The organism is Halobacillus salinus (assembly GCF_004684905.1).
Lineage (GTDB): Bacteria > Bacillota > Bacilli > Bacillales > Halobacillaceae > Halobacillus > Halobacillus salinus.
The window spans coordinates 187,155-212,369 of sequence record NZ_SRJC01000001.1 but is presented as its reverse complement, the minus strand read 5'-3'; the positions used below and the strand labels follow the sequence as shown (position 1 = coordinate 212,369).

Here is a 25,215-nt window from a genome sequence, read left to right as displayed (position 1 = left end):
ATCCTCATGACCTTCCATTCATCTCAAAACTACTGATTAATGACATCTACAAATTGCTCCGCTTCTTCTTTCGTGAAATCACCGGCAATTTGAATGGAGTCACTAGTGATGACCGTTTGAACAGTCGGAGATGCTATTTCCTTATCTCCTAGATAAACATAGATCTTCTCATTCAAGTGCTGCTCGGTAACCTCTTCGGCAGTATCGCTGCCCTTGAAGTTCGCCGTCACTAGGACGCGGCCTTGATTCTCATCAATACTCGCTCCTTTGAAGTCAGATGAAGTCACCAGAACTTGACCATCCTGATCTTGAATGGAGACCTCACTATACCCATTGTTGATATCCTGTTGACATCCAACGAGTAGAAACATCGCTGCCAATGCTGAGACGATTAATCGCATTCTATCCCTCCCTTCTTCGTGTAATCTCTATGTATTAATAGTTCCATACGAATAGATATGGGAAAAGTTTCAAATAACTATTTGATTTTTTTATTTATTCACTTTGTAAGATTTCAGACGTACTAGTGAAGCTGGTAGACCTAGAATCACTAAGACGATTCCGATTGCCTGTGCTGGATACATGATGTAGACAGGCAAATTATATTGAGGAACAATGGTTAAGCACGGGACCCCTATTGTAAGCATTAAGATAATGTATGTATCGAGTTTATTAAAATCCACTTCTGATCTCTCCCCCTAACTATGCTATAAAACTTATGTGAAGCATACTATCATTCTCTAGTTTCCAACAGCTTGTAATAGGAAAAAGTAACGACAGCCAGAGCAATACCAAAAAGGATACTGCCAGAAACTAAAAAATTTTCAATATACCCTTCGACAGCAATCAAATAGATCGAAGTTTCAACTCCTCCTCGTTGTGCTAGCCAATTTCCAGCGAGTGATGTCCCAAAATCGACACTGAAAAACATCAATATAAAGCCAATCACAGCTAATATGGAAGCTAAAGCGATCAAACCTTTTAAATCTTTCCTAGTCATGATAGTCCTCCTTCCTAGCTCAATTTCTCTTTTCCCTACCTATCCCTGCCCCTAATAAATTTAGCAGCAATAAATAAAAAGGATAAGCCATTATAGTAAAAACAATGACAATCCCAGCTCCTGGACCCGGGTCGTATCCTGGATTCTTGATAGGAAATAATAAAACAAATATGTATGTGAAAAGAACGAAATAAGGCGCCCAAAGAATGATAGACCAGAGATAGGTCTTTTTCTGTTCCATCCATTTTTTAGCTACCTGAAAGAATAAGAAGCTAAAGAGAATAAAGCCGATTATATAAAGATAGGTAATCCCTCTCATCACCACGTCTAAATCCAAACGAAGCAAAGCCCCAATTCTATGCACATTCACTCCGATTTCCACAGCTAGAAACAATACAAAGGCATACAATATACTAAATATATTTATTTTGATGAATTGTTTCATTCTATCCCCCTTACATAATTAAATTCTTTAATCCAATCAAATCACTCCCCCATCTGCAACAAATACCTCTTAGAAATCCCGTCGTATTCCAGTATGAGCACAGGAGACTCATCTTTAGTTTGATAGATTACAGCGCCAACAGGAGCTTCCGTCGCCATCCCCTCTTTGACTTCTCCTATCTTCTCTCCTTTTTCATATTCCTTTTCCTCTATCCAGATCACGCCATGCTTATATACGGAGCCATCCTCTAATTCTATTAAGTCGGCATCAGGATTCATCTCCAACACCTGGCTCCTTGATAACAGCCCGCCTTCATCGGCGCCAGGGGAACAACCAGATACGATTAAGATGAAAAATGCGAAACTTACCATTATGACCCTCACCGTTCCACCCCTCCAGCCTTCAGTCCAGGCTTCTGAAGAATGAATCCTAGACTGTTATTACAGTGCATAAACTACACCTTTTGATAGTTGAACATATAATATTTTCGAGACTAATTACTAAGCTGGTTATACCCCGCCAATACCTGCAGCGATCCATAATAAGTAAGCAAAAACTAATACAACACCATTCCCCATTACACCTGCAGCAAGCCATCCCCATTTTCTTGCTATACCGGCAAGCACGGCAAATATTACCCCTAAGACCCCGAGAGTAGTTAAGACTGTAATTCCTAGGGAAATGTTTGCATCAGGCCCTCTTTCAACAAGAAAGAAAATAAATGAAATCACGACTGTGAGAACAGATAATGAACCTAATATATGACCATTCTGTTTGACTTTCATGTTATCCTCTCCACCTTAATAGAATTCGATTAAGAAATATAAACCTGATCAAATTTCGAAATAACAGTGATGAATTAACAACCTTTTTGTAAAACCTTGTATAACTTTCTTTGGCATTTCTTTTGATAAGAAGATTTATGAAGTTGATCTCTATTGAATTTCCCTATACATTGCCGCACTTCTTTATGATGAATAATTATTTCCCTGTACTTTTCATCTTCAAGATAACTTCGAAACCAATGATGTTTCTTTAGATACTTCATATTTCTACCTATATCTTCTTCATCCACGTTTAGAAAAGGTGTGTACACAGCTAAATTTAGTAAGTCTAGTAAGATACTCAATACATCCCCTCCAAATTACTTCAAATGAATCTATTTAAGTAATCGCCAAATATCTTGTTCATAACCTTAGGAGTGTTTTCTATGTAAATATTCATTTGTTCTACATTCGATTTAGATGGATCAGAGCCACTTTCAACCGTTGGAAAATCAGATATTCCCTTTATAATAATGCACTCCACATCATTCTTCCTACAGATATAAGCAATGGCACCCGCTTCTGTATCCGCTATGGTTATTCCGTTTTCTTTCAGTTCTAAATAGTCCTTCCACATCACAACTGCTCTATCAGCGGTGCCGATTGTTCCTGTATAAGAATCAGCATCATATTTTGATAGATCGATATCGACTATGAAGGATTCTTTGATAAGTGGCTCGGTCTCTTTTACCGTGCAATCATATTGTACGGCTTTATCAGGAACAAAAATATCCAAATTACTGTACTCATCATCTATTCCTGCACAAGTTCCAGCAACGATCACTTTCGTCAAATTAAATTTAGAAATCATATACTGATTCCCACCAACACCATTCACTTTTCTTACACCGGTACTATAAAAAACAAGCTCCCTATCTTTAAGGGTCCTCATGAAATACTCGCCATAAGGATAATGGAAGCGTTCATCATCTTTTACGCTGTAGTATTCCAATGTCGCTTTGTATTCCCACTTCGTCGCTATACTTACTCCTATCATTGGTTTATCACCACTCTTTATGAACTAGTTCTTCCTGCGCTCCTTCTCATGAAAAAATATAAAGCAAAACCAAAATACTTATTGCCGTAATCTTCATTGTTTTGTACCGTTTATTTCTTCTATATATGTCGATAGCTAAAATGACCAATAGAGGTATAACGCCATATTTAGCTTCGACATTAAATTTCCCAGATAGCAACGAAATAATTAGAATTATAGATACATAAAACAGCTCTCGGTTGCTTCCCTGAAAGGACGACTCTTCAATGCCCTTATCAGCCATACAAAATCACCTTTCTTGAGCTATAGTAAGGATAATGATCTAAGTCGGATCTACATCTTTCTCAAAAGGTTTATACCAGAACAACGCCTTGTCAATATGCTGGTTGTGTAAATGCCTGTAGACATCCACCCCGCCTAATCGGAATCCGTGCTTCATATAAAACCGGCATGCGGCCAGATTATCATCTTGGGATTCCAGCGACAGGCCGATCAGTTTTTGCACGCGCGCCCATTCCTCTGCTTCATCCAGGAGTATAGCCCCCACACCATGCTTTCTATATTCTTTTCTCACCGCAATGTTTTCAATGTAGCAGAACCGTGTAACGTCCTTGATGATTCTAACCTGGCCGATACACTCGTTCTCCAAATAGGCGAGGAAGACGGCTTTATCTTTTCGATCGATATAAGACTCCCAGTCCAGATGATCGTCAGGAAAACGGGTCTCTTTCGATTCATCAAACAGCTCTTCTTCGATGGACCAGGAGCCATGATGAAAGCTAGGTACAATTCTTCCGAAAATCGAAAAAGGGTCATTCGCTTTGTTAACATCTTTTAACAAGTCTAATGTTAAAGGTACAACCTTCATCTGTTTCTGCATGGATAATCTACTCCCCCGTTTTGAAATAAAAGCTAAATCAACTTTGTTCCTCCAGGATGATATTCCCCACATATTGAGCACTTCCATTATCCGATAGAAGGTCTACCACAATTAGATACTCCCCTTCTTCATCAGGGAAAGAGAACTCTTGATCCTTCACCTGTAATTCCGTCTTGCTACCGTTCTGCCATAGATAAGCACTTAGATCCTCAATCAGAAAATCTTGATTATCAAAATCTATTCGTACTTGCTCACCAGAACTGTAGTATTTTTGTTCTTGTTCTTCGGCAAGCGCATAAATATCTTCTGTTTCTTTTGAGTACTCTTTATCGGAATCCCAATTAATATTGGCTTCTTCCAATTCAATTTGGTCTGCATACGGATGCGTAAGGGAAACGGTAGGAGGGGTGAAATCATACTCTTCCGCAATACACCCAGATAATAAAAAGAGAACAAGAATTATTACTATTCTTTTCATATTTTACCCCTGCCTTTATCCACCTTAGATACTATAAGTTTATCATACTTGGAATTTTCATCCTTTTATTACTCTTCCTTACGCCAAACGGATCAACAACATTAAGAAAGCGCTGAGGACCTTTTCTTCTTTCTTGAATGTATGTACTTTTGTGTGACCAACCCTGCATTAAAAACCGATGAAATCATGATGAAATAGAAGAGTATCCGAACAGGTAAAAACTTTTCCTCACCAATAAACTCAATATAAGAGAATGAATGAATCACAAAACAGGTGGCAGCGAACAGGATCAAGGCGAACTGTATTTTTATAGACTTAACCACAATGACCACTCCTTTTCTATTTCATGAGAATGCCAAATTCCAACCTATATTAATACCAGCGGGGATCGCTATCCAAGTAATCAGGATCGAAATCGTTAAAAATAAGCCAGGGATTTTGCTGAAGTAAAGGAACAAACCTACTATTACACCTAACCCCCAAACTGCCATCGTCATATAAAATTCTGGGTAGTAAACTTCTTCCCCACTAAAGTTCTCTGCAATGGTCCCACCAGCAAAAAAGCTAGCGGCAAGGTACGCCAGAAGCCCTGTGACAATAGAATTCAAGATGTAACACACTTTTATTTTTTTCATATAGGCCATCCTTTCCAGGGACTATAAATCTCGTTTTCGCCAAGTTAGAATAGTCTTCACATAAAAAAGACCTCCAATATCTTACCGTTTAACAGTAGTATATATGGAAGGAACTTTTGTTTAGATAGATCTTATTTTGTATCTTCGTCATTTATTTTTTTATTCCTTATAAAGCTATACAGAACAAGTCCAAATAGAAATAAAAATAATACTGTAAATACTATTCCATTGCCTATTTCCTGATTCGCATAGTTTCGGTAAGCATATAGCGCCATTGAAATCGAACTCATTAGTAAAGCCACTATTATTAACGGCTGCGTTTTAACTTTTCCCACAAGAATCCCTCCCTTTTGTCACCCTTCCTGTACCTAAATGAGTGATAGCCGTTTTGAAAATTAATCCTTCAGTGTTGGATTAGGTACAATGAAGCCAAACTGTACATCCGCTGTCTTGTCACCTTTCCTCATCCATTCCGCGTGAACAATGTACCTGATCTCCCTATTTTCTTCCCCCATGATTTCGATAACGTTGCCCTGTAAAGATTCCTGCCTTCCTGTCGCACCCTGTTGTTTGTGAATAGAAAGTCGTTTAGGTGCTGGAACACCTTTCGGAAAGTCGATTTTCACTTCATCTCCAATATCGGCATCCATTTCCGCTAGATTCACCTCATCTTCCCATTCACTGTAAGGATCAACATCATTAGTAGGAGGTGCTTCACAAGCAGTCTCATTTATGCAGTTTACATGGAATTCTGCTGGATAGGACTCTCCGTTATGTATAAACGTTGTATCCCTTAGTTCTACTTCCTTCACTTCTTCACCTTTTTCTTTCTCCACGTCTAACACAAATCCTATCGTCTTTAAGCCTTGAAACTTTCCTTGTTCCGTTCGCCACTCGGCTGATAATAAATATTGCTTCTTACCTTCGCCATAGACTTCGATCACTGGATCTTCTAGTGATTCACTTATCACCCTATTGTCTTCTTTCATTCTATAACTTAAACGATCTGGCTTGCTTCCTTCTATCTTGACTTTAATCTCCGTACCACTCCGAACGGGATTAGAAGAGATTTCTTCCGTTGCATTGTCGATCGATCTGATTTCCGTGGATGTTGCTGTCTCTTCACTGCAATTCTCCACCCAGCATTCTAAGACTGTCTCAGCAGCCAGGTTGTCAGAGTTCGTTTGAAGAATAATTGTCGGTTCTTCTTCCAGTGCCACCCCATCTTGAGATATATCATCATTAGTTGGTGTAGATGTGTCTTTATCATCCGTTTGACATGCGGATATAACAAGAACGATGACAACTATTCCAAATAACACCTTAAGAGTTTTCATCCTACTCACTTCCTTGCCTCTGGTTGTTTATTGGGCGTCTACATGAATTGTTCCAATTATTTCAAAATGTAAATGAAATCTCAATTATTAACCATAAAAAAAGAGGCCTATCCCTTTAAGGATAAGCACCATTAGTAAAACATGATATTAGCAGATTTTAAGCTTCTTTGGATTTTGATATTAAATAATTTAATGGCCCCGCAAACACTAATCCCGCAGCAGCGATACCTAAGAAAACCGCTGAATAGGATAGCAATTCAACCTCTCTGCCTAAAAAAAAGTCTAACGCAATACGAAGGATCGTAATGATGGTGGGAACGATGAGCGTCCAAAATATTAATACTTTTAAAATCTTCGGCATATGTTCTCCTCCCCCCTAATTCCAATTATTTCAAAAAAACTCAAGAACTCAATACTTTTTCCGAAAAAAGGACTTATCTACTCCCCTTAGTTTTATATAGTAAAGAAGGGGTAACTGTTTATGTAAAAGGAGTAATCATTATGGAAGTATTAGCTGTCGTATTAGTTATGATCGGTATAATAGCTGTCCGCGTAATCAGCTTTTTCTTACCGGATTGGAAAGCTATTAAAGGGGAGTACTTGTCGGAACGCAAGCATTTAGGGTATAGCGTGTTGGGAATTGGTATATTACTTGTCCTGTTTATCCTAAGTCAATTAATACTGAGATTATAGGAGTACTGCTACTAAAGGGGTCCTTCTGTTAGCTGAAGACAAGCTTAAGAGAATGGCTTCAAGCGTTACATATAACCATAAGATGTAAGAACATCAACTAATAATAAATATCCCCAAGGCAATAAGAGCTCCAGCAATAGCTACCACGTAGATGGCAGTAAGGGAGGATAAATGCTTTTTCGTGGAGCTTGAATAGTTGTCATCACTTTTCCCTGCAACGAGCAAAGTCAACACTAAAGCAATCAGTGATACAATGGCGATAATAATGATTGAAACTTTTATAGTTCTCACCTCTTTCTTAGTTATTATATCTGAGCGACTCACAAGGGGGCTAATACACCTATCAACGTACCGAGGACAATACCTATAATTCCTACCAAAATTAAGCTAGTACCTTGTTTATCAACATCATAATCCCTTCTCAAGACAACTCCCATACTTATGGCAACTGCTCCAAGGAAAAATGGGAAAAAGCCGAAAGCTAATACAGCAGATAACCAACCTATGGTTAATAATATTACTTTACCATCCTTCTCTTTTTCGATAGCGCATCCCCCTTTCTTTACTCTTGTTCAGTTAGGTTTAGCTAAGAGCAGCAATGATTCCGATAACCCCTACCACCACAAAGAGTGCCCCCGTAATTCTTGTACACCAAATAAAAAATGTGGAAGGTCCATCTGCACGCTTTGATTTCCAACTCTCTCCGATCAACCACCAGGAATGTGGTGAGGATACTCCCCAAATACCAATCAATAAGAAGAAAGTGCTGATAAATATAGAAAATCACCTCTTCTCTACAGCCTTATCCAAGTACTACAAAACTTAAGAAGAACAATATTTTTATTGAATTATCGCTCTCATTAATTAAAGACTCAATTTAAAGGTGACATTATATTTTTTCTTTTGAAAACGGAGGATGCTTGGTAAATATGAATAACCCAAAAGCAGAAAAAATAGCTGAGTTCATATACACCCTGTCTGCCTTTTAATTTGTGTCGCACTTAACCAATGATGCTCTAAGATTGACCCCATACTCCATATATCCCTTCAAACATGTAAGCATATACACCCAGCCTTCTTTGTTATCTAATAACTGAGGAATTAGGTCATCACTGTTTTCATCAAATCCTTCTTCCTTAACTTCTACAATTGTGCTGCCTTCTTCTTGGACAAATTTAATCGTGACTTTATGATCTCCTGGCAACTCAAAAACAATCTTCTTATTTTCTTGAATTTCTGTTATGTCTATATCGCCTTGTGCATCATATTCTTCATATCTTAAAGTAATTGTCTTTCCTTCCTCCCATCTTTCAGAGCTTGAGGAAAACCAGAAGTTGCCTATTTCTTCGGGATTAACAAACGCTTCAAAAATATCATTTGCTGGTTTTTGAATTCTCATTTGAGAAAGATTATTCATACCTATTCCACTCACTTTCTTGAATTATTTAACTAAAGACAGGAACCTTAAACAAACCCTTTTGAACCAATGATAGATATTTTGATAGGGACTTTAATTTTACAATACCTTTAAACTCATTCTTCAATATTCCCGAAAGCAGTGTAATACATTGTAAGCGACTTACCCCTCCCCTTATATTGAATGACTTGATAATCTATTCTAATAAAGCTTTTGAATAAATGGGGGATTTAAACTTTCATTTATCATCTTCTGCTATGCGCTTTATCCATGCTAGCTTTCTATCCCAATCCGCAGCTAAATCTGCCATCCACTCTACTGTTGAAGAGAGTTGCTGTGGACACACTTTATATCTAACTTCCCGTCCAACACGATCACTGGTAACAAGCTTAGAGTTTTTTAATATTGTTAAATGTTTAACAACCGCCTGACGAGATACAGTTACCGTAGTTGCTAATGTTGTTGCTGTAGCTTGTCCTCTTAAGGCCAGTAGGTCAAGTAACTCTCGACGGGTGGGATCTGCTAAAGCAATTAAGACATTTTCGAATATCTTACTTTCCGTACTTTCCATTTTAGTAATCAGCACGCTTCCGCAGTACTTCCATTTGCATTTCCCAGCCTTGGACATTTCCTTTAAAGTACTTTCTTTTCTCTTCTTCGGTTGCTGCAAGATTTGAAAAGCCACTCTCAACTACTCTAAGTACAGTTCCCTCAACTTTTGAAGTTAACTTGAACTCGACCAACGTAGAATTTCCCCTTTTAGGCTCCTCACCAGGAAATGAACTTGCCCACCGACATGCAAGGTAGTTTGGTGGTTCTGATTGTTCAATCAACACAGGGAACTTCCCATACTTTGTGTCCGCCACCACGCGCGATCCATCTACCTGAACCTTATCCGGACCAGGTTTATCCCCCACCCACCATGCCGGTTGGCTAATTAACTCCCATACCTTTTGGATAGGTGCGTTAATAAAAATTTCCCTCGTAATTTGATCACTAGCCATTACTACGCCTCCTTCTTCATAAGTGCAACCAAAGTATAGCACATAACCCCCATTTATGTGCAACCAATATATTGCACATAAACGGGAGTATGAGATATCTTTACTCCACACACGTTGTGCCTGCCTCTTCATACAGGCACGACGTGTTTTAGTAAATAAGTAGCCCCACACTTTAATAAAGTATGGGGCGGAAACTAAACTCTCATCATGGACAGGTTTCTAAAACTAGCTTTGATCTCGAAACTAAGTCCTCTATAACCTCGTTATTCATAAAAAGGTAATGTTAAACTTTAATATTGTTTTTTTTACTCCAAAAGAAAACCGCCTTCTGAAAAGGCGGTCATTTGAACTTTCTCCCTTTTCTTCAACGAGTTCTGAAGATTTGCTCTCTAATCTTTCTCCAAAATAACGAGGGAAGATACCATTGGCACCAACCCAACTGGACTCTGAGATACAACCTTCCATCCCTCTTGAAGAAGTTGATTTAACTCACTTAAGTTGTTCTTTTTATCGGATTGGTAATGAACCGTGAGTGCCTTTTGCATAATACACCTCCCGAACACATCGAGTCTTTCATATAACTGTATTATTCTTTAATGCCCAATAATTCAACTGGAGATTGAATACGCATCAGTTCCATAAAGTACCTAAGGTATTTCTATATCACTCATTTCCCCCGAGACCAAGAAAGATTTCACTAGGCACTCATGTTCTTTAAATTAAATCACTATTTAAATAGTAAATTGAATTAATTCACGCCTAGAAACATTTTCATATTCTAGAATTCTACAAAAAAAGTCCCAACCCTCTTAAAAAGTATTAATTGTAAATAAATTTTTATAAATCCAGAAACACAATCCCTATTTAATTTTTAGAAGGTTCTTTATAGATAAGCACACTAAATTTGAAAACTCAAACCCCTTTATTTTGGAATTGCTTCAGTTTACGTAAAAATCAGTTTTAAGATTCATTTTACTTTTTTAGCACCAGTTAGTTGTCGTTTATAAACATTGGCTTTATCCATCTTCTTTTGAAATGCTAGGTTTGGTGGTCTTATTGACTTGGGGTTATTGCAATGATGTTGTTTCGGTAATTTTGGAACATAAAACCTATTTATAATAGCCAACTAAATCAGAGAGGTTGCTTGCATGGAGAGTGCTTTCAGACGACTGTTTCTTCTTCCCTTTCAATAATCCTCAACCCGGTTTTTGACTCCAGCTCGTTTCTTAATAGGTTGAAGTCTGCTTCCGTCAGCCGATCAGGATAAATTTCCTCATTATCATCGCCTTTTATACTTATGGAAAAAACACCTTCCACTTTTGACAACTTAGCTATATCCTCATACGCAACTTTCTTACGTGGATCCATGATTCCTCTATGAATCATCATATATCTCTCATACATCCGTACATAATCCCTTTGAGGCATGTTCATGTAATACATAACGCGGAAAATTGAAATTCCTATGGTGAAAATCGCGGCATACACGAGCACTGCGCCGACCTCTTGATTGATATACAACAAGAGACTGATGACAATGATCTGACTCACCACTTCGAGGAGCGAACGCGTCACATGCTTTCTCCACCGGTCAATCGGTGCATATTTAAAGATCACACTACTCCCTCCATTTACAGCATCTATTCACCTATACGAACAACTCCCCTGAAACGTTCCAAGAATATACAAGTTACCTTTCGTTCAGCGGGGCACATATGAATGCGCTTTAGTAATAAAGTACCTTTCGCTTCGCTTTAATGGAATCTAAAGGACTATTCGCTTTAAGTAAATGGAATTATTTTTCTCTCAATATAGTAAATGGCATTCTCTGAATGATAGAGTTCCATTACAATTAATGTATAATACTGATTTTCAAAGGGGGAAAGTGTCCAGCTTTAGGGAAACATCTCGTTTTATGCAGAAAATTATTAGGAGGTTCCAAATGTTTTTATTAAAGAGAATTGTTCCTGTATTGTTTTTGATGATGACCCTCTTCACTTCCACTGTAGCTGCTGCGCCGCCCGATCATTCTCAGTATAAGAACCGCTACATACCCGCTCAGCTTCTAGGTATTAATGATTTCCACGGTCAACTGGATGTCTATCGGACGATTGGAGACAGAAAGGCTGGAGGAGCTGAATACTTAGCTGCTTATCTTAAGAAATATGAAGCACAAAACAAAAATACGCTTCTCGTTCATGCAGGAGATGCGGTTGGAGCAAGTCCACCCGTCTCTTCTCTATTACAAGATGAACCGACAATAGAGATATTGAATGACATCGGCTTTGATGTCGGAACGGTCGGTAATCATGAATTCGATGAAGGCGTTGCGGAGATGAAACGCTTGATTAATGGGGGAGAACACGAGGTCACGGGTGATTTCGAAGGGGCATCCTTCCCTTACACCGTTGCCAATGTGAAGGACGAGGAAACAGGTGAACCGATCCTTCCTCCTTATGTAATCAAGAAAGTGAATGGCATGCCGATCGGTTTCGTCGGAGTAGTCACAACCGAGACAGAGAACATTGTTCTTCCTAGTGGCATTGAAGGAGTCGAGTTTACAGATGAAAAGACAGCGATCAATGATGCTGTCAGCCAGTTGAAAGATAAGGGCGTAGAGTCCATCGTCGTACTCGCTCACGTCCCGGCCTCCTCTGATCGGGATGGTTCGAACGCTTCCAACGAAGTCGCTGAGCTTGCTCCTGAAATCGACGATGAAGTCGATGTCATTTTTGGAGGTCATAATCACGAGTATGCGAACACGGTCGTTGATGGAAAATTGATCGTCCAGTCCTATTCTTATGGAACAGCTTTCTCTGAAGTGGATCTTATGATTGATCCGAAAACGAAGGATATCGTGGAGAAAGAGGCTTCTATCATAACGACATTCCATGATGGGATTGAACCAGATCAAGCTGTGAAAAATAAGGTAGATAGCTATAAGAAGGAAATAGAAGACTTGGTGGAAGAAGTCATCGCTGAGTCAGCTGAGCCAATTACGACGGAACAAGAGGAAAGCGGCGAATCAGCACTCGGAAACCTGGTAGCTGACTCACAACGAGCAGCCATGGGTACGGACTTCGCCTTTATGAACCCAGGAGGGATCCGGGCAAACTTAGATGAAGGACCGATTACCTGGGGAGAGCTATACACCATGCTTCCATTCGGGAATAACCTCGTTGAAATGACGCTGACAGGAGATCAAATCAAGGCTGTCCTTGAACAACAATGGTCAGGCAGCTATCCTAAGATCCTGCAGATTTCAGGCCTTGCGTACACATGGGATCGTAACGCTCCCGTCGGGGAAAAAGTAATCTCTATGACGGATAGTCAAGGAAATCCGGTTGACCCAGAGCAGTCCTATACGGTAACCGTCAATAACTTCATTGCGACTGGTGGGGACGGCTTCACTGTCTTTAAGGAAGGGACCAACCAGGAGACAGGTCCACTTGCTTTGGATGCTATGATTGATTATCTTCAAAGCCAGGATGAGGCTATTGAAGCGCCTGCATTAGACAGAATTGAAGTGAAGTAATTTATTTAATAGCCAATGCTCCTTTTTAGGAGGCATTGGCTTATTTCTTGCTGGAATTTGGTGTTGATAGCTCTAACTCCGTCTTAAGGAAAAATTTCTAATAGATATAATAGTTGCATTATGCTATACTGTTCTAGCGATGAGCTGAATTGCATAAGACGAGATTGACGCGCCTTTATGGCAAGGCACTAATGTGGAGTGCTGTCTCTCGCCGCAATACGCAAAGACGTCCTTCATAGGACGTCTTTTTATTTTGGGAAAATGTGCTCCTCGATAGGTTAAGCCTTCCTCTAATACTTCTTCCTCGCGCTTACGTTAAAAAGGGCTACTGCTCTATTGAACAATAGCCCTAGATAAAATCACTTCCATATAGCCATATATTTCTTTTGATACTTTTTATCTTCCACAGTATCTATCAATTCCATTGCGGTTTGTTTTACTGCTTCATCATTATCGAAGTCATAAATATTCTTCATATTTTGAATGATGTCATTACGAATGAGAGTGAAATTCTTTTCATCTGTCCCATTTTCAAACCGTTGAACCATGTATTCCATGACCATTTCCTTTTGCGGTTTACCAGCAATCGCCACTTTCCATATAGATTGCAGGCTATGCCTCGCTGTAACAAACTTTTTATCTTTTGTTACCTCCCATAGCTTTGGAAAGTCATTCATGATTCTCATCTCTGGATCACTTATAGCTAGATTGGCTAAATATTGTGCTGCACGAGAGCGCTGGTGGTTATCTTTATCAGTTAGGTCTTCTATTAATTGATCCCAGACTTCATAAGCCCATTCCACCCTTTGCTCCGTCTCACTCAGAATGTATTGATAGGCTTCGTAACGCTCATCTTTATCACCTGTTTTGGATTTTTCAAATGCCAATTTCACTTGATCATCCACTTTTCCACCACCCAATCTTAAACAAAAATATTTATTGCTGGGCTATTTGAATTAGGTTGCCACATGTATCATCGAAGACAGCCATTGTAATGTCGCCCATTTCTGTGGGTTCCATTGTAAACTTCACGCCGCTTTCCAACAATCGTTCGTATTCTTTATGAATGTCTGTAACACCAAACATTGTCGCAGGTATCCCATCTGCAAATATCTTTTGTTGAAACTCTTTGGCAGCAGGGTGTTCATTTGGTTCTAGTAAGAGCTCCGTACCATCTTGTTCATCGGGAGATACAAGTGTTAACCATCTATGCTCCCCTACCGGAACGTCATGCTTTTTAACAAACTTCAAAGTATTCGTATAAAATTCCAGTGCTTTCTCTTGATCTTCAACAAATATACTATTCACGATAATCTTCATCATATTCTCCTCCATTTTCTAGTTAAGGTTGATGTGTTCTTTATTAAGTCACATCTCACTATTCTATCCATCTATTCAACAGGTTTTTCAGTGGTTCGCTGTTGAATATAAGTACTTTATACTTCCCCTTTCGTTCCGTTTCTACGAGTCCAGCTGCTTCCAATAATGAAAGGTGCTTCGCAATCGCTTGTCGAGAAATGGATAGATTGTGCTTCATAATGAGGCGTGCAGTAAGTTCATACAGTGTGAGCTCGTTTCGTTCAGATAGCTCATCTAGTATCAGCCGCCGAGTCGAGTCACTTAATGCTTTGAATATAGCGTCTTTATCCTGATTCATATCTTAACTATATACAACCATTTGGTTGCATGTCAATAAAGGTAACTTTTTTGTTGTTTGTTGAAAATGCTCTGGCAAACTTATACCTCGAAGTTAAGTCTGCCTTAAAGATAAAAAGGGACAATTCTTTTATCGAAGAATTGTCCCTTTTTGCTGAAAACTTGATCTTGGATATTTTTCTGTAAATGCATCCACCATACTCTTTGGTGCTATTTAATAAGAACTGTCTACCAGTCATTCCCCACTACTTTCATTCTTTATTTTGAAGTATTTTATTTAGTTTGGTTTCTATTTTCTCTGTTCGTTTTTTTACGTTTACCAATATTGATATGACAATCAGAAACAAAAGCGGAATAACTACAAATAAAAAGAGCGATACCAACTGTCCCGCAACAATACTATTGATAATTAACCTCCTAAATACATCTCATCCTATGTTAACTACCTCTCGAGTGATGATATCAGCAACCTCAAATGTAGGTAGTGTTCCGTCTACAATTAGGTCAGAATTTGGTTTAGTTGTATCTAACATATTTAGATAACCACGCCTCCCTTTAGCTACGTAGTTATCTAAATCCAGTATTATATCTTGAGCAGATCCACTTTTGAAATCTCTATTTATTCTACGTGCTAATGCAATATCCAATGGAGTATCAATAAACACCGCAAAATCAATAAAATTACTTGTATTACTATGTAAATATGCGAATGGAAAATCTAATATTATGTAATCCCGAGATTCAGCAAATAGCTGTTTTATATCTCTAATAAGTGGTGATAAATCCCAATCATCAGGATTACAGCCGTTATCAATCCATTTAATTATGTCTTTAGGACCATCAATATCATAATCGTCAAAATAGATCGTTTTACTATTTGGTAACTTCCCTTTTAAGCAAGAAGCAATTGTCGTTTTTCCTCCGCCTGAAACCGAAGCAATAGCAATTACCATTGTTGACTTTCTTGTCATATACTCCTCCAATATTTTCGTTTGTTATACCATTCACCTAAACTAGATCGTCGCATCCAATTTTTGAATTTCCGACTGAGAAATTAAATATACATCCCCAACAATGTCAATTTTGTCGCCCTTTTTACGAACAGCGCAATCTTTGTTCGACGCATAAATATTTATTTCTTCTGACAAGGGAGAGAGTTCTCTAAGCACTAGCCCCATGTTATTTTCAAGATCAAAATGAGATAAGACAGAAAACTTGTCAAGGCCGATTCCATCGTAAACAGAGCTTCCTACAACTTGATCTCCTAAGATTTCTGAGCATACCCATTTAGCAGACATGTTAATTGCACCAGCACTTGCCCCAACGACAACTGCTCTGCTTTCTTTAATACAATCCGACAATTCATATTCCATCAAAAAAGCATTTTGTTTGAGAATATCTCCACCCAGCAAGAAAATAACGGAAGCATTGTGAATTAACGTTTGAGCATCTTCCTTTTGAACCCGGTAATTAATTAAATGATATTCATCAAACTTAATACCTGCCTGATCAAGCCAGGACCGTTCAGTGGCACCATTATCTTCTTCAAGAGACGGATTCGAGCTAATCATAACAATTGACTTTCTATCAGTGATATCTTCCTCTAAAACCTTTCTTAGATTCTCAGGAAAAAAGTTTTCAAACCAACCTAAATAATAATGAGTTTTCATACGTATCTCCCTTAGAGAAATATAAATATCATATATTCCCAGCGTTATTGGAACACTATCATTGATTCTATTTAAAAGACTCTGCTACCTCAATTAATTCATCTTTTGCAACTTTAGTGTCCGACTGTTCAGCAAAATATTCTAATATATAATGAATACCTCCTTCTTCCCACCTCAACGTTTTATTTCCTGAACCATCAACAAAATATTTTCCAGATTTATCGCTTACCAGTACCTCTTGATATTCTTCTTGAGAAGTAGAAGAAACTTTGCCTCCATTTACAGCTAAAACAGTAAGATGCTCCTTATCTTCTCCATAGAAATCAAAGGTTAAAGTTTTATATGGCTGCTGTACCTTAGGAGGATGACTAAATTCAGCTTGTTCTACTTCAAATGGGAGTTCTGTTGGAAGTTGAGGGTTAAAAGCCAAACCTTCCGTTTTATTACTCAGTTCATCATTGTTAAATTTGTGTAAGCCACTTGCCGAACTGCACCCCACTATTATCATAAGTAAAGGTATCATTAGTATTAATTTCTTCATATATCTCCCCTTCTAATAAAGTATTATGAATTGCATAAACGAAGGTGACCTACTATGTACAATCCAAACGTCTTATATATCACTTACGATTCAGACAAATTCAGGTTTCAAAAATCTATTATCGAAACTAGATCTTCAAGTGTGATGCTCTCCTCAATTAAAAGGGGGCGATTATTCTTATATCGAATAATCACCCCCTTTTCTTAAATATTCTAAATTAAGTTAATTAGACAGTTTTCTCTTGGCTTTCTTTAATCCTCTTTTTCTAACTGGAGCCATTCCCTTAAACCCGATTCATCCTTTATAGATACATATTCTTTTAAGAACCTAACAAATTCTTCACTATTTACCTCTTTATACTTATATAGCTGATAATATTTGTGTAAAAAGTGCTCTGCTTCCTTCTTACCACCGTTTTCAACAAATAACTTCCCTAGCATTTCGCGAGGTTTTTGATAAGTATAGTAGCTACGATCCTTAACTGGAATTTGGTCCAAAGATAGATTCACAGGTAATGTGAGCTGCTCATGATCTTTTACAGTTTGTTCGAAAGTAAAGTCTTGATCTTTAAAGTCTGTATAAAACAACTTTATAGCGAATTCAGTAATGCCTTCGTCAAGCCATGCATCGTGGTAAGGGTCATTATTTATCATTCCATAAAACCATTGGTGAGCGATTTCATGGGCCACCATCCTTTTAACCGAATCCGGCCTCACTGGTCCTCCAGTGTTATAAATGGACCATGCTGTAACGATTCCAGGGTACTCCATACCCATACCATCTAATACAATATCAAATTCCTTATACGGATAAGGACCAATTCGGTCTTGGAAGTAATCAAAAGCTTCTACTGCAAAATCAGCGACCTCTTCATTGAGCTGCGATTTATCTTGCATCCCAAATACTCTAATTTTCAAATCGCCTACTTGTCTTTCAGCGATGTAAGGGTTTTTAAGTATAGCTACAAAAACCTCTTTCACTTGGTCGATTTTAAGCTCATTCTTACTGGAAGTTTCATCTTTGTCACTTGTGGTTGCCACGGTGTATTTAGCGGGAACGTTATACTTTATTCTAAAATCACTATAAGTCGTATGATAGGTCTCCCCTTTAAAACGATACTCTTCCATGTTCCATCCTTCTCTATAAGTTGGAACCATCGGATACCATTGAGCTAAATAGAAGTTTTCTCCTTCTCTTGTAAACCTTAACCCTTCCTCAGGAAGAGTAAAATGATATAAAAAGCTAACATTTACTGAATCGTTCGGGTTTACCTCTTGATCTAAAGGAATAGTTAACTTATCTTTTTTTAAGGAATAGGTTACTTCATTGTTATTTAGAGAGACCTTGTCGATTTCTATCTCAGCAGGTTTCTCAAGCAATGGGGAGTTTTGTGCTGTGAACATATTCGGAATAAAGTAAAAGGGAATTTCTTTCCACGCATTCTTAGATTTATTCTTAATTTCAATAGATGCATCCACAGTGAACTGCTCTTTATCATCCATTTTCAGATTGATATCATATGAACTTTCAGTGCCAGGTGGAATTCCTACAGGTTTAAATCCTTCTAAAGTTTTGACTTCCTCATATGGTTTCACATCACTCGATACACATCCAGTTAGTCCAGTAACCACAGCAAAAATAAAAAACAAGAAAATAAAGTACCTCAAATTACTCCCCCTCAAAATAGCGGTCAACATGGTATTAATTTTAAGTTTATCAATGCCTATCTTCACCTACTATATAATCTCCAAAGATACTGATTTATCAACAAATCTTCTAATTATCTTCCACTTTCTTTCAGGGGATCATTGATCAAAAAAAGTCACTTGATTATTCAAGTGACCGTAACTATTAATGCAGATATTTTTATATTATCTCTACCTGAGTCTTCCACAATCACTGTCTTAAAAAGAGGGCAATCCCTCTATTGCAGAATTGCCCCCTATTCCAAAAGACTTGAAATAAAGATAATCCTCAATATCTCCGAATAAATGCCTCAGGATATTCAATGATTAATCCATCCTGATCCACAGTGACCACAGTTTCATAATTTCTACACTTGTATTGAAATTTTCTAGATCCGTCCTCTGTACTTCCTTTAAACTTGTATATTTGTTCTAACTTCATAAGCTCTAAAGATGGGACATCAATGTATAGCATATTAAAGTTTCTTTCTTGCCCTTGCTCCCATTTAAAACGGTTAATTGGAAGCGTGTTTGAAAATGGGGTCACAGATATGTCTATATCAATCATTCCATCCATATCACTTAATTCATTGTTATTTACATACCACTTCCCTTTAAGATTTGAATGCAAGCAAAATTTTTCATTAAGCTCTAAATTAATTATTTCAATACTCTTAGTAAACCACCTACTGTCTGTAACAACCTTATATGCAAATTTATACGCATCTACTTCGGTTGTAAAAAGGACTACTCCTTCTGCTATTATGTTTGAATCATTTTGGGTAATACTTAAGAATTCAGCCCCCGTATGCTCTTTACGTTCCCAGAAGACTTTCTTATTCAATAAATCACTCCTAACTATTTAACAATTGCCCCCTATAACAGGAAACTCGAATTCAAGATAAATTGTCGATGAAGTCAGTTAAAGGCTTATATGCTCGGTATAAAAGATTGATCTCTCACCACTACTGTTTCTGGTACAAATTTTATAAGGATATTGCTATTACCTAAACCTTGGAACCTTGCATCCCAACTCTTTTCATCTGGTCCCAGATAACGCTCAAGTAATCGAGATGCAATTTTTTTATCAAACGGCTCAACTGTAGCATGACCTCTGAATCCAGCGTGCAATACTTTTCCGGTTGTATTATCTAGATCTACAATACCAATAGCACACGCTGGATTTTCTTCAATTCTCCCCGGAAAACTGTCTGAAGAAGGCGTTCCAATGATATAAATATGTTCTTCTTCCCAATGAAACCAAACCGGTGACTCTCTAGGTCCTTCCTTTGATAATGTGGAAAGGTGAGCAAATAATGGTTTTTGCATAAATTCATCTAGATCAAAGCCTTTATTACCTGTGATAATTTCCATTCCAATCATTCCTTTCAATAAATATAAAATTCCACAACAATTATTTCAAAAGACTACTATTTATTTAACGATAAATACAATCGATTCTCATCTTGACCTAACGACAGTATTCAAATGCAGAAAAGCCACGAGATGCGCAACAGTTAACCATGTTCACATTTCAATAAACCAAATAAATCCAAATCTTTATATTCACCCTGGGCAAACCTGTCTTGCTTAAAATGGCCCTCTTTTTGTAAGCCTACCTTTTTTAGAACAGCACCCGACGCTTTATTTTCAGATAGAACCGCAGCCCAAATTTTATTTAATTCCAGTTGTGAGAATCCAAATTCGATCATTCTTTGTATTGCCTCTGTCGCTATACCACTACCCCAATATTCTCTACCAACCCAATATCCTAGCTCTCCCTTATCATTACTCTTATCAATCCTTAAAGTGATGGTCCCTACAATAATACCTTCTCTCTTACTAACAATTGTTAACGGATATTCTTCCCCTTTTTGAATCTGTTCGGGTTGGATTGCAATCCATTCTTGAGCATGTTCTAGTCTATATGGATAGGGTAGTCCAAGAATTGTAGCTAGTTCTTTGTCGTTTGCCAATTCTGTTATCCTCATTGAATCTTCTTTGTTAAATGGCTTCAATATTAACCTTTTAGTCTCTAACTCCAACAACATAAATAAATCAACTCTTTTCTCAAACATTCATTAACTTACATTATGGATAGTGTCCACAACACAACAAGAAGTCCGCAAAAGATACAGGCTATTATAAGTATTTATGCAGACTTTTGAGTTACTTCCTTAAATTTAGGTTGCTTTGCTTGAATAATTGAATAAATAGCAGCTATTATCACAGGGAATGTTAATGCTAAGAAAACAGTATTAGCTTTATTAGCTGAAGCAATCCAACCAAAAATTGGTCCACTTACCACGACAGAACCCTGATTGCATAACATCCTATAGCTAGCCATTCTCCCGTGGTACTGTTTCTCTGTAAGAATTTGTTGAACCGATTGTAGTAAAACTCTGAGCCACGTAGTTCCTAGTCCAACCAAAAATACTCCCATAAACACGAGAGGTAAAAATGAGGAAAATGCCATGACAAATAACCCCAGTATTACTACTAACAAAGATCGCGTTGAGAGATAGTTACCGTTTTTATTCCACCACCATGTCCCCATAAGCCCTGCTAGCACCCCACCTATAGATAAACAGGCGTCTAAGAGACCGTACACAGTTGCTGTCTGGTTTAAGTACTCTTTGGTATAGACGGACAGAAACCCGATTGTCGTATGGAAGGTAAGTTGACCAACGAGCATAATTCCAAACAGGCTTAAGAGAATTTTGTTCCCCTTCAAATAGGAAAAACCTTCTATGAGGTCGTGTATTATTGTGGTTTCATTGGTATTACAGGTTGAATTGGCGGGATTATGTCTTAAACGGGTCAATAATAATGTTGCCAAGGAGAAACAAAGAGCAACAATTAATAAAGCTACCTCTTCTGACGATACGCCAGTTATTATTCCACCAAAAGCAGCCCCTAAAAGCCCACCTACAATTGCAGCAGACCCAGTACGGGAATATATTTTAGGTAGTTCCTCGTCACGGAAAACCTCTGCAATGAAAGCTTGAATAGATGGGCGAAAGAGGGATCCCATTAGTTGTAAGATCATATGGACAATTAATATAGTCCAAGGATCTAATGCACTACTAATGATGCTTACTACCAAAAAAGCTACGGCAAGTGTATTAATCAAAGTTGCTGTAACAGAAAGAACTTTTCGGTTAAGCCTATCAACAACGACCCCGAAGAAAAGATTGAACACTAGACCAGGTACAAAGCCTATGCTCACTAATAGTCCTGTAAAAAAAGGATCTTCCGTCATAGTGTATAAAAGCCAAGTTATCACAACGAAGTACATTGTACGGCCGAATTCAGCTAAGAAGAATGCACATATAATGAATTTCAATCTACTAAACATCACTAAATTCCCACTTATCTCTTCTATTTAAGATTAATTATTCTGAATTCAATCTTACCATAAGTTACTAATAACCCTAAATTAAGTAATCCATATATCTTCGAAACACATAAAAATGGAGACGATTCTTTAATTTAGAATCGCCCCCGTTTGTTGAAGAAGCCAAAGGAGGAATTACTTTTGTAATTGATTTAAAATCTGTTTCAATACATCATTTTGCGACATATCATTAGTAAATAGTGTTTCTCCCTGCACTCCAAGGTAATCGTTTGAATTCCACCAGGCACGCAAAGCGTTTTCTCCAAATTCCATCTTTTGGGCACGAGTATTATGACGTATGAGTGTTTCTTCAAAGGATAAATCAAAATAATAAATATATGCCTCTTGGTTATAGAACTGGATTAAGTCCTTCAACATTTCACCATAACGACCTTTATTTAAGATTCCTTCCACAATAACAACTTCACACTCACCTTTTCCATATTGTGCAATTTGGCGAATTAAATCAATTGAAGGATTTCCATCTCTATCGTGAACCTTCAACATATCACGACGAACGACATCCTGAGAAACCAGAAGCGTTCCGTGACCTAAATTATTTTGAAGGCTTTTCGCAGTCGTAGTTTTTCCACTTCCCGAATTGCCTCGTAAGATAATTAGTTTAGATTCCATAAACTTCCCCTAACTACTATCCTATTTTTAAAAAGATCTTACTTTTAATACTTCAATCTATATAATCGATTAATTGAACATAACTGCTAGTGACTTGAAGAATTAAAAGGCTTCGCTCCTTGTTAAAGTAAAGCCCCCGTTAGTTTAAAACTCAGTACTGAGATAAGTATGCTTATCCTAACAAAATTGACCCGAAATATAAGAAACTCATACTTAGAAATACAATAGAAAAAGTAGTTATTGGTTTTGGTAATTTCTCTTTGAAATAAATCACCGCTAAGCCGATCAATATATGTACAGCTATAAATAGAAAAATATTCATCTTATTTTGTCACTCCTGTTATGATACAAAGATATTGGAGAAAAGCCCCCTATAATTGAACTAGAAGAACTACTACTCATATAGTGGGTTTTACTTCCAAATCACTAAAATGGTATTATCTCTATTCGGTTTGTCGCAACCTGTTAAATCGTAATCAGTTCTTCTATCCTTTTCTTTAATATCTATTGATTTGCAAGTTGCAGTGCTGATACTACCAGAGCCAAATTTATCTCTTCTTGTATCGGTTGTTGATTGAATTACTTCCCCATTATAATCAAGCTCGTGTAGCATTGGGTCTCCTTCTGTTGTGTACGTTACAACCCTAATTTTATCTTTCATACCTTGGTTCACATTTTCAATAAATGTGAAAAAACTATCTAAGTTTGTAATGTCACCGTGCATATCTACAATGTCATCTGGTGATTGAACGTATTCAGGGATGTTGTTTTGTTTTGTATTAGCAGGTGGTTCACTCACTTGATTTATCTGGTTTGATTGGCAACCTGAAAGAATGAATAATATTATCCCGATAAAAACTAAAGTCCTTTTCACCTAATGCCCCCCGAAAATACAATCTTTGTTAAACAACCCTGCACTGTTTCATAAGGAACAAACCATTGTTTTGAATTGCCCCTATAACTGAATGACTCGAAAGTGAGTTAATTCTTGTCTTTGAGACTTTTCACTTCGTTTTCAAGACTCTCAAATTTTTGCTGTAATTCTTTATTAGGTTCATTAATTCGCCTCCCTATAATGACCAAAAAACCAATTAGAGCAACTACTCCCCCTCCAAAAGCAACCACACCAAATATCACAAGGTCTAAAATAACTACCACTCCTAAAAAGCATTTTAATTCATATACGAATGAGTACAGATATCGTTTCAAAACTAGCTATTATCTCGAAACAGAGTCTTACATAAACCTGCCCTTATCCCGAAGACTTAATTTCGAGATAAAGGTATAACACCTAAACACCCCGCCGATTCATTTTGAGGATAATGGTAGAATGAATAGAAGATACTTTTCCACGACGAATCAATTACCATGCACAACCTTTCTGAAAGATTTAAGCGAGAACCTAAGGAGGAAAACTTTTGACGCAAAATCATGTAGAAGATTCCAACTCACCAAAATTATCTAAATTGAAACTTTTATTAACATCGGCCGGCGTCACGAACCCGACCATCCATAAGGAGCTCACAGACATGCTGGACAAGCCGATTGCCGAGTCTAATGCTCTGTGCATCCCTACTGCGATGTATGGACACCCCTGGGTCGGTCCGGGAGAAAAGGCCTGGCAGTTCATTAGCGGAAAATCCGAAAACCCGATGGTCGACCTCGGCTGGAAGTCGGTTGGCGTTCTTGAGCTATCGGCATTACCAAGTATCGACAAAGAACGCTGGATGCCGCTTGTCCAGGGAACGGACGTCTTATTGGTTTCAGGGGGCGATGCTCTCTTTCTATACCACTGGATGAAGAAATCTGGGTTTGCAGATCTCTTACCATCATTGGATGCCGTCTATGTTGGAATGAGTGCGGGGAGCATGGTGATGGCACCGAATATCGGGGAGGAATTCGTAGGCTGGAGTCCGCCCACTGGGGGAGACAAGGCTCTAGGGCTAGTCGACTTTGCAATGTTTCCTCATCTAGAGAATGAGATGTTACCGGATAATACCTTGGCCAATGCAGAAAAGTGGGCTTCCAACTTCTCATCTCCAGGGTACGCTATTGATGATGAAACAGCCATTAAAGTAACGGATGGTGAAGTTAAAGTTGTTTCTGAGGGACAGTGGAAGCTTCTCACTCCTTAACGATCATCCCTCCTTTCTTAAATATAAGACTGCCTTTGCTAGATTCATGATTTTTGAACACCCCCCTTCTTGGCCTCAGCGTAATATTGCGCATTTCGTCCTTTACGCTTGGCCAAGTTGCGGTACAACATGCATGGTTACCTGATTGGAATGGTTGCTTTACCACCAGTCACAAAACGCAACATCCGCCCCTTCTCTTATACTCCTTTTCTACCTCCAAATTATTTCACTTCTCCTTCGTAAGCGAGTCTTG

At 38.0% G+C, this 25,215-nt stretch carries 37 protein-coding genes; 3 read left to right on the top strand and 34 right to left on the bottom strand.

The annotated features are described in order from the left end of the window. Nucleotides 1-29: 29 nt before the first annotated feature. From E4663_RS01215 to E4663_RS01150, 14 genes are all read right to left on the bottom strand, one after another. Nucleotides 30-401 carry a SecDF P1 head subdomain-containing protein gene (locus E4663_RS01215; protein WP_135326376.1) on the bottom strand — a complete coding sequence of 124 codons (372 nt, stop codon included), beginning with the start codon at nt 399-401 and terminating at the stop codon, nt 30-32. 90 nt (nt 402-491) lie between these two features. Then, nucleotides 492-683 (bottom strand): hypothetical protein, encoded by a 192-nt coding sequence (locus E4663_RS01210; protein WP_079479005.1) that lies wholly within the window; start codon nt 681-683, stop codon nt 492-494. Between the two features lie 50 nt (nt 684-733). After that, nucleotides 734-1,000: a hypothetical protein gene (locus E4663_RS01205; protein ID WP_135326375.1), complete on the bottom strand. Its 267-nt coding sequence runs from the start codon at nt 998-1,000 to the stop codon at nt 734-736. Nucleotides 1,001-1,019: 19 nt separating this feature from the next. Next, nucleotides 1,020-1,445: a hypothetical protein gene (locus E4663_RS01200; protein ID WP_135326374.1), complete on the bottom strand. Its 426-nt coding sequence runs from the start codon at nt 1,443-1,445 to the stop codon at nt 1,020-1,022. A gap of 41 nt (nt 1,446-1,486) precedes the next feature. After that, complete coding sequence (locus tag E4663_RS01195) at nt 1,487-1,828, bottom strand: hypothetical protein (RefSeq protein WP_079479002.1); 342 nt, start codon at nt 1,826-1,828, stop codon at nt 1,487-1,489. Between the two features lie 126 nt (nt 1,829-1,954). Beyond that, on the bottom strand, nt 1,955-2,230 hold the full coding sequence (locus E4663_RS01190) for a hypothetical protein (protein ID WP_135326373.1): 276 nt from the start codon (nt 2,228-2,230) through the stop codon (nt 1,955-1,957). 74 nt (nt 2,231-2,304) lie between these two features. After that, nucleotides 2,305-2,574: a hypothetical protein gene (locus E4663_RS01185; protein ID WP_135326372.1), complete on the bottom strand. Its 270-nt coding sequence runs from the start codon at nt 2,572-2,574 to the stop codon at nt 2,305-2,307. A gap of 20 nt (nt 2,575-2,594) precedes the next feature. Next, complete coding sequence (locus E4663_RS01180) at nt 2,595-3,266, bottom strand: 5'-methylthioadenosine/S-adenosylhomocysteine nucleosidase family protein (protein WP_135326371.1); 672 nt, start codon at nt 3,264-3,266, stop codon at nt 2,595-2,597. Nucleotides 3,267-3,588: 322 nt separating this feature from the next. Beyond that, complete coding sequence (locus tag E4663_RS01175; RefSeq protein WP_193554832.1) at nt 3,589-4,146, bottom strand: GNAT family N-acetyltransferase; 558 nt, start codon at nt 4,144-4,146, stop codon at nt 3,589-3,591. Between the two features lie 37 nt (nt 4,147-4,183). Next, nucleotides 4,184-4,624 carry a hypothetical protein gene (locus E4663_RS01170; protein WP_135326370.1) on the bottom strand — a complete coding sequence of 147 codons (441 nt, stop codon included), beginning with the start codon at nt 4,622-4,624 and terminating at the stop codon, nt 4,184-4,186. Between the two features lie 344 nt (nt 4,625-4,968). Then, on the bottom strand, nt 4,969-5,232 hold the full coding sequence (locus E4663_RS01165) for a hypothetical protein (protein ID WP_158290388.1): 264 nt from the start codon (nt 5,230-5,232) through the stop codon (nt 4,969-4,971). 158 nt (nt 5,233-5,390) lie between these two features. Then, nucleotides 5,391-5,594 carry a hypothetical protein gene (locus E4663_RS01160; RefSeq protein WP_079478993.1) on the bottom strand — a complete coding sequence of 68 codons (204 nt, stop codon included), beginning with the start codon at nt 5,592-5,594 and terminating at the stop codon, nt 5,391-5,393. 60 nt (nt 5,595-5,654) lie between these two features. Beyond that, nucleotides 5,655-6,596, bottom strand: coding sequence for a hypothetical protein (locus E4663_RS01155; RefSeq protein WP_135326368.1), 942 nt, complete (start codon nt 6,594-6,596; stop codon nt 5,655-5,657). Nucleotides 6,597-6,753: 157 nt separating this feature from the next. Then, nucleotides 6,754-6,957: a hypothetical protein gene (locus E4663_RS01150; protein ID WP_079478991.1), complete on the bottom strand. Its 204-nt coding sequence runs from the start codon at nt 6,955-6,957 to the stop codon at nt 6,754-6,756. 140 nt (nt 6,958-7,097) lie between these two features. Here E4663_RS01150 and E4663_RS01145 point away from each other — a divergent pair, with 140 nt between their 5' ends. Further along, complete coding sequence (locus E4663_RS01145) at nt 7,098-7,289, top strand: hypothetical protein (protein WP_135326367.1); 192 nt, start codon at nt 7,098-7,100, stop codon at nt 7,287-7,289. 582 nt (nt 7,290-7,871) lie between these two features. Here the strand turns inward: E4663_RS01145 and E4663_RS20335 are convergent. The 6 genes from E4663_RS20335 to E4663_RS01120 all read right to left on the bottom strand — a co-directional run bounded on the left by E4663_RS20335 (nt 7,872) and on the right by E4663_RS01120 (nt 11,327). Beyond that, a complete protein-coding gene (locus E4663_RS20335; RefSeq protein WP_479680732.1) occupies nt 7,872-8,042 on the bottom strand; it encodes a DUF6199 family natural product biosynthesis protein in 171 nt (56 codons plus the stop codon). Nucleotides 8,043-8,274: 232 nt separating this feature from the next. Continuing rightward, on the bottom strand, nt 8,275-8,706 hold the full coding sequence (locus tag E4663_RS01135) for an SRPBCC family protein (protein WP_135326366.1): 432 nt from the start codon (nt 8,704-8,706) through the stop codon (nt 8,275-8,277). Between the two features lie 238 nt (nt 8,707-8,944). After that, complete coding sequence (locus E4663_RS01130) at nt 8,945-9,277, bottom strand: ArsR/SmtB family transcription factor (protein WP_135326365.1); 333 nt, start codon at nt 9,275-9,277, stop codon at nt 8,945-8,947. A 1-nt stretch (nt 9,278) separates the two neighbouring features. Further along, a complete protein-coding gene (locus E4663_RS01125) occupies nt 9,279-9,710 on the bottom strand; it encodes an SRPBCC domain-containing protein (protein WP_135326364.1) in 432 nt (143 codons plus the stop codon). Nucleotides 9,711-10,099: 389 nt separating this feature from the next. After that, the gene (locus E4663_RS19645) at nt 10,100-10,255 is read right to left on the bottom strand and encodes a hypothetical protein (protein ID WP_158290387.1); all 156 of its coding nucleotides are present in this window, start codon (nt 10,253-10,255) and stop codon (nt 10,100-10,102) included. Between the two features lie 616 nt (nt 10,256-10,871). Then, nucleotides 10,872-11,327: a hypothetical protein gene (locus E4663_RS01120; RefSeq protein WP_135326363.1), complete on the bottom strand. Its 456-nt coding sequence runs from the start codon at nt 11,325-11,327 to the stop codon at nt 10,872-10,874. 325 nt (nt 11,328-11,652) lie between these two features. Between E4663_RS01120 and E4663_RS01115 the strand changes: the two genes are divergently transcribed. Next, the gene (locus E4663_RS01115) at nt 11,653-13,245 is read left to right on the top strand and encodes a bifunctional metallophosphatase/5'-nucleotidase (RefSeq protein ID WP_135326362.1); all 1,593 of its coding nucleotides are present in this window, start codon (nt 11,653-11,655) and stop codon (nt 13,243-13,245) included. 359 nt (nt 13,246-13,604) lie between these two features. On the opposite strand, the gene E4663_RS01110 is transcribed toward E4663_RS01115, so the two are convergent. From E4663_RS01110 to E4663_RS01045, 14 genes are all read right to left on the bottom strand, one after another. Further along, nucleotides 13,605-14,150, bottom strand: coding sequence for a hypothetical protein (locus E4663_RS01110; protein WP_135326361.1), 546 nt, complete (start codon nt 14,148-14,150; stop codon nt 13,605-13,607). Between the two features lie 31 nt (nt 14,151-14,181). Next, complete coding sequence (locus E4663_RS01105) at nt 14,182-14,565, bottom strand: VOC family protein (RefSeq protein WP_135326360.1); 384 nt, start codon at nt 14,563-14,565, stop codon at nt 14,182-14,184. Nucleotides 14,566-14,623: 58 nt separating this feature from the next. Continuing rightward, nucleotides 14,624-14,902, bottom strand: a complete 279-nt coding sequence (locus E4663_RS01100) for an ArsR/SmtB family transcription factor (RefSeq protein ID WP_135326359.1) — start codon at nt 14,900-14,902, stop codon at nt 14,624-14,626. Nucleotides 14,903-15,329: 427 nt separating this feature from the next. After that, entirely contained in the window at nt 15,330-15,872 is a 543-nt protein-coding gene (locus E4663_RS01095; protein WP_135326358.1) for a nucleoside/nucleotide kinase family protein, read from the bottom strand. A gap of 42 nt (nt 15,873-15,914) precedes the next feature. Further along, nucleotides 15,915-16,571 (bottom strand): Type 1 glutamine amidotransferase-like domain-containing protein, encoded by a 657-nt coding sequence (locus E4663_RS01090; RefSeq protein WP_135326357.1) that lies wholly within the window; start codon nt 16,569-16,571, stop codon nt 15,915-15,917. A gap of 67 nt (nt 16,572-16,638) precedes the next feature. Beyond that, a complete protein-coding gene (locus E4663_RS01085; protein ID WP_135326356.1) occupies nt 16,639-17,112 on the bottom strand; it encodes a DUF4367 domain-containing protein in 474 nt (157 codons plus the stop codon). Between the two features lie 251 nt (nt 17,113-17,363). Then, nucleotides 17,364-18,779, bottom strand: a complete 1,416-nt coding sequence (locus E4663_RS01080) for a M1 family metallopeptidase (RefSeq protein ID WP_158290386.1) — start codon at nt 18,777-18,779, stop codon at nt 17,364-17,366. 307 nt (nt 18,780-19,086) lie between these two features. After that, complete coding sequence (locus E4663_RS01075; protein WP_158290385.1) at nt 19,087-19,641, bottom strand: putative glycolipid-binding domain-containing protein; 555 nt, start codon at nt 19,639-19,641, stop codon at nt 19,087-19,089. Nucleotides 19,642-19,727: 86 nt separating this feature from the next. Further along, nucleotides 19,728-20,171, bottom strand: a complete 444-nt coding sequence (locus E4663_RS01070) for a pyridoxamine 5'-phosphate oxidase family protein (RefSeq protein WP_135326353.1) — start codon at nt 20,169-20,171, stop codon at nt 19,728-19,730. A gap of 143 nt (nt 20,172-20,314) precedes the next feature. Then, complete coding sequence (locus tag E4663_RS01065) at nt 20,315-20,848, bottom strand: GNAT family N-acetyltransferase (protein WP_135326352.1); 534 nt, start codon at nt 20,846-20,848, stop codon at nt 20,315-20,317. A 101-nt stretch (nt 20,849-20,949) separates the two neighbouring features. Continuing rightward, nucleotides 20,950-22,155 (bottom strand): MFS transporter, encoded by a 1,206-nt coding sequence (locus tag E4663_RS01060; protein WP_135326351.1) that lies wholly within the window; start codon nt 22,153-22,155, stop codon nt 20,950-20,952. Between the two features lie 174 nt (nt 22,156-22,329). Continuing rightward, the gene (locus E4663_RS01055) at nt 22,330-22,827 is read right to left on the bottom strand and encodes a kinase (protein ID WP_135326350.1); all 498 of its coding nucleotides are present in this window, start codon (nt 22,825-22,827) and stop codon (nt 22,330-22,332) included. Between the two features lie 412 nt (nt 22,828-23,239). Beyond that, nucleotides 23,240-23,701: a DUF4362 domain-containing protein gene (locus tag E4663_RS01050; RefSeq protein ID WP_135326349.1), complete on the bottom strand. Its 462-nt coding sequence runs from the start codon at nt 23,699-23,701 to the stop codon at nt 23,240-23,242. 107 nt (nt 23,702-23,808) lie between these two features. Next, entirely contained in the window at nt 23,809-24,036 is a 228-nt protein-coding gene (locus E4663_RS01045; RefSeq protein ID WP_135326348.1) for a hypothetical protein, read from the bottom strand. A gap of 257 nt (nt 24,037-24,293) precedes the next feature. On the opposite strand from E4663_RS01045, the gene E4663_RS01040 reads away from it, so the two are divergent. Then, on the top strand, nt 24,294-24,962 hold the full coding sequence (locus E4663_RS01040) for a Type 1 glutamine amidotransferase-like domain-containing protein (protein ID WP_135327541.1): 669 nt from the start codon (nt 24,294-24,296) through the stop codon (nt 24,960-24,962). The last annotated feature ends 253 nt before the right edge of the window (nt 24,963-25,215 follow it).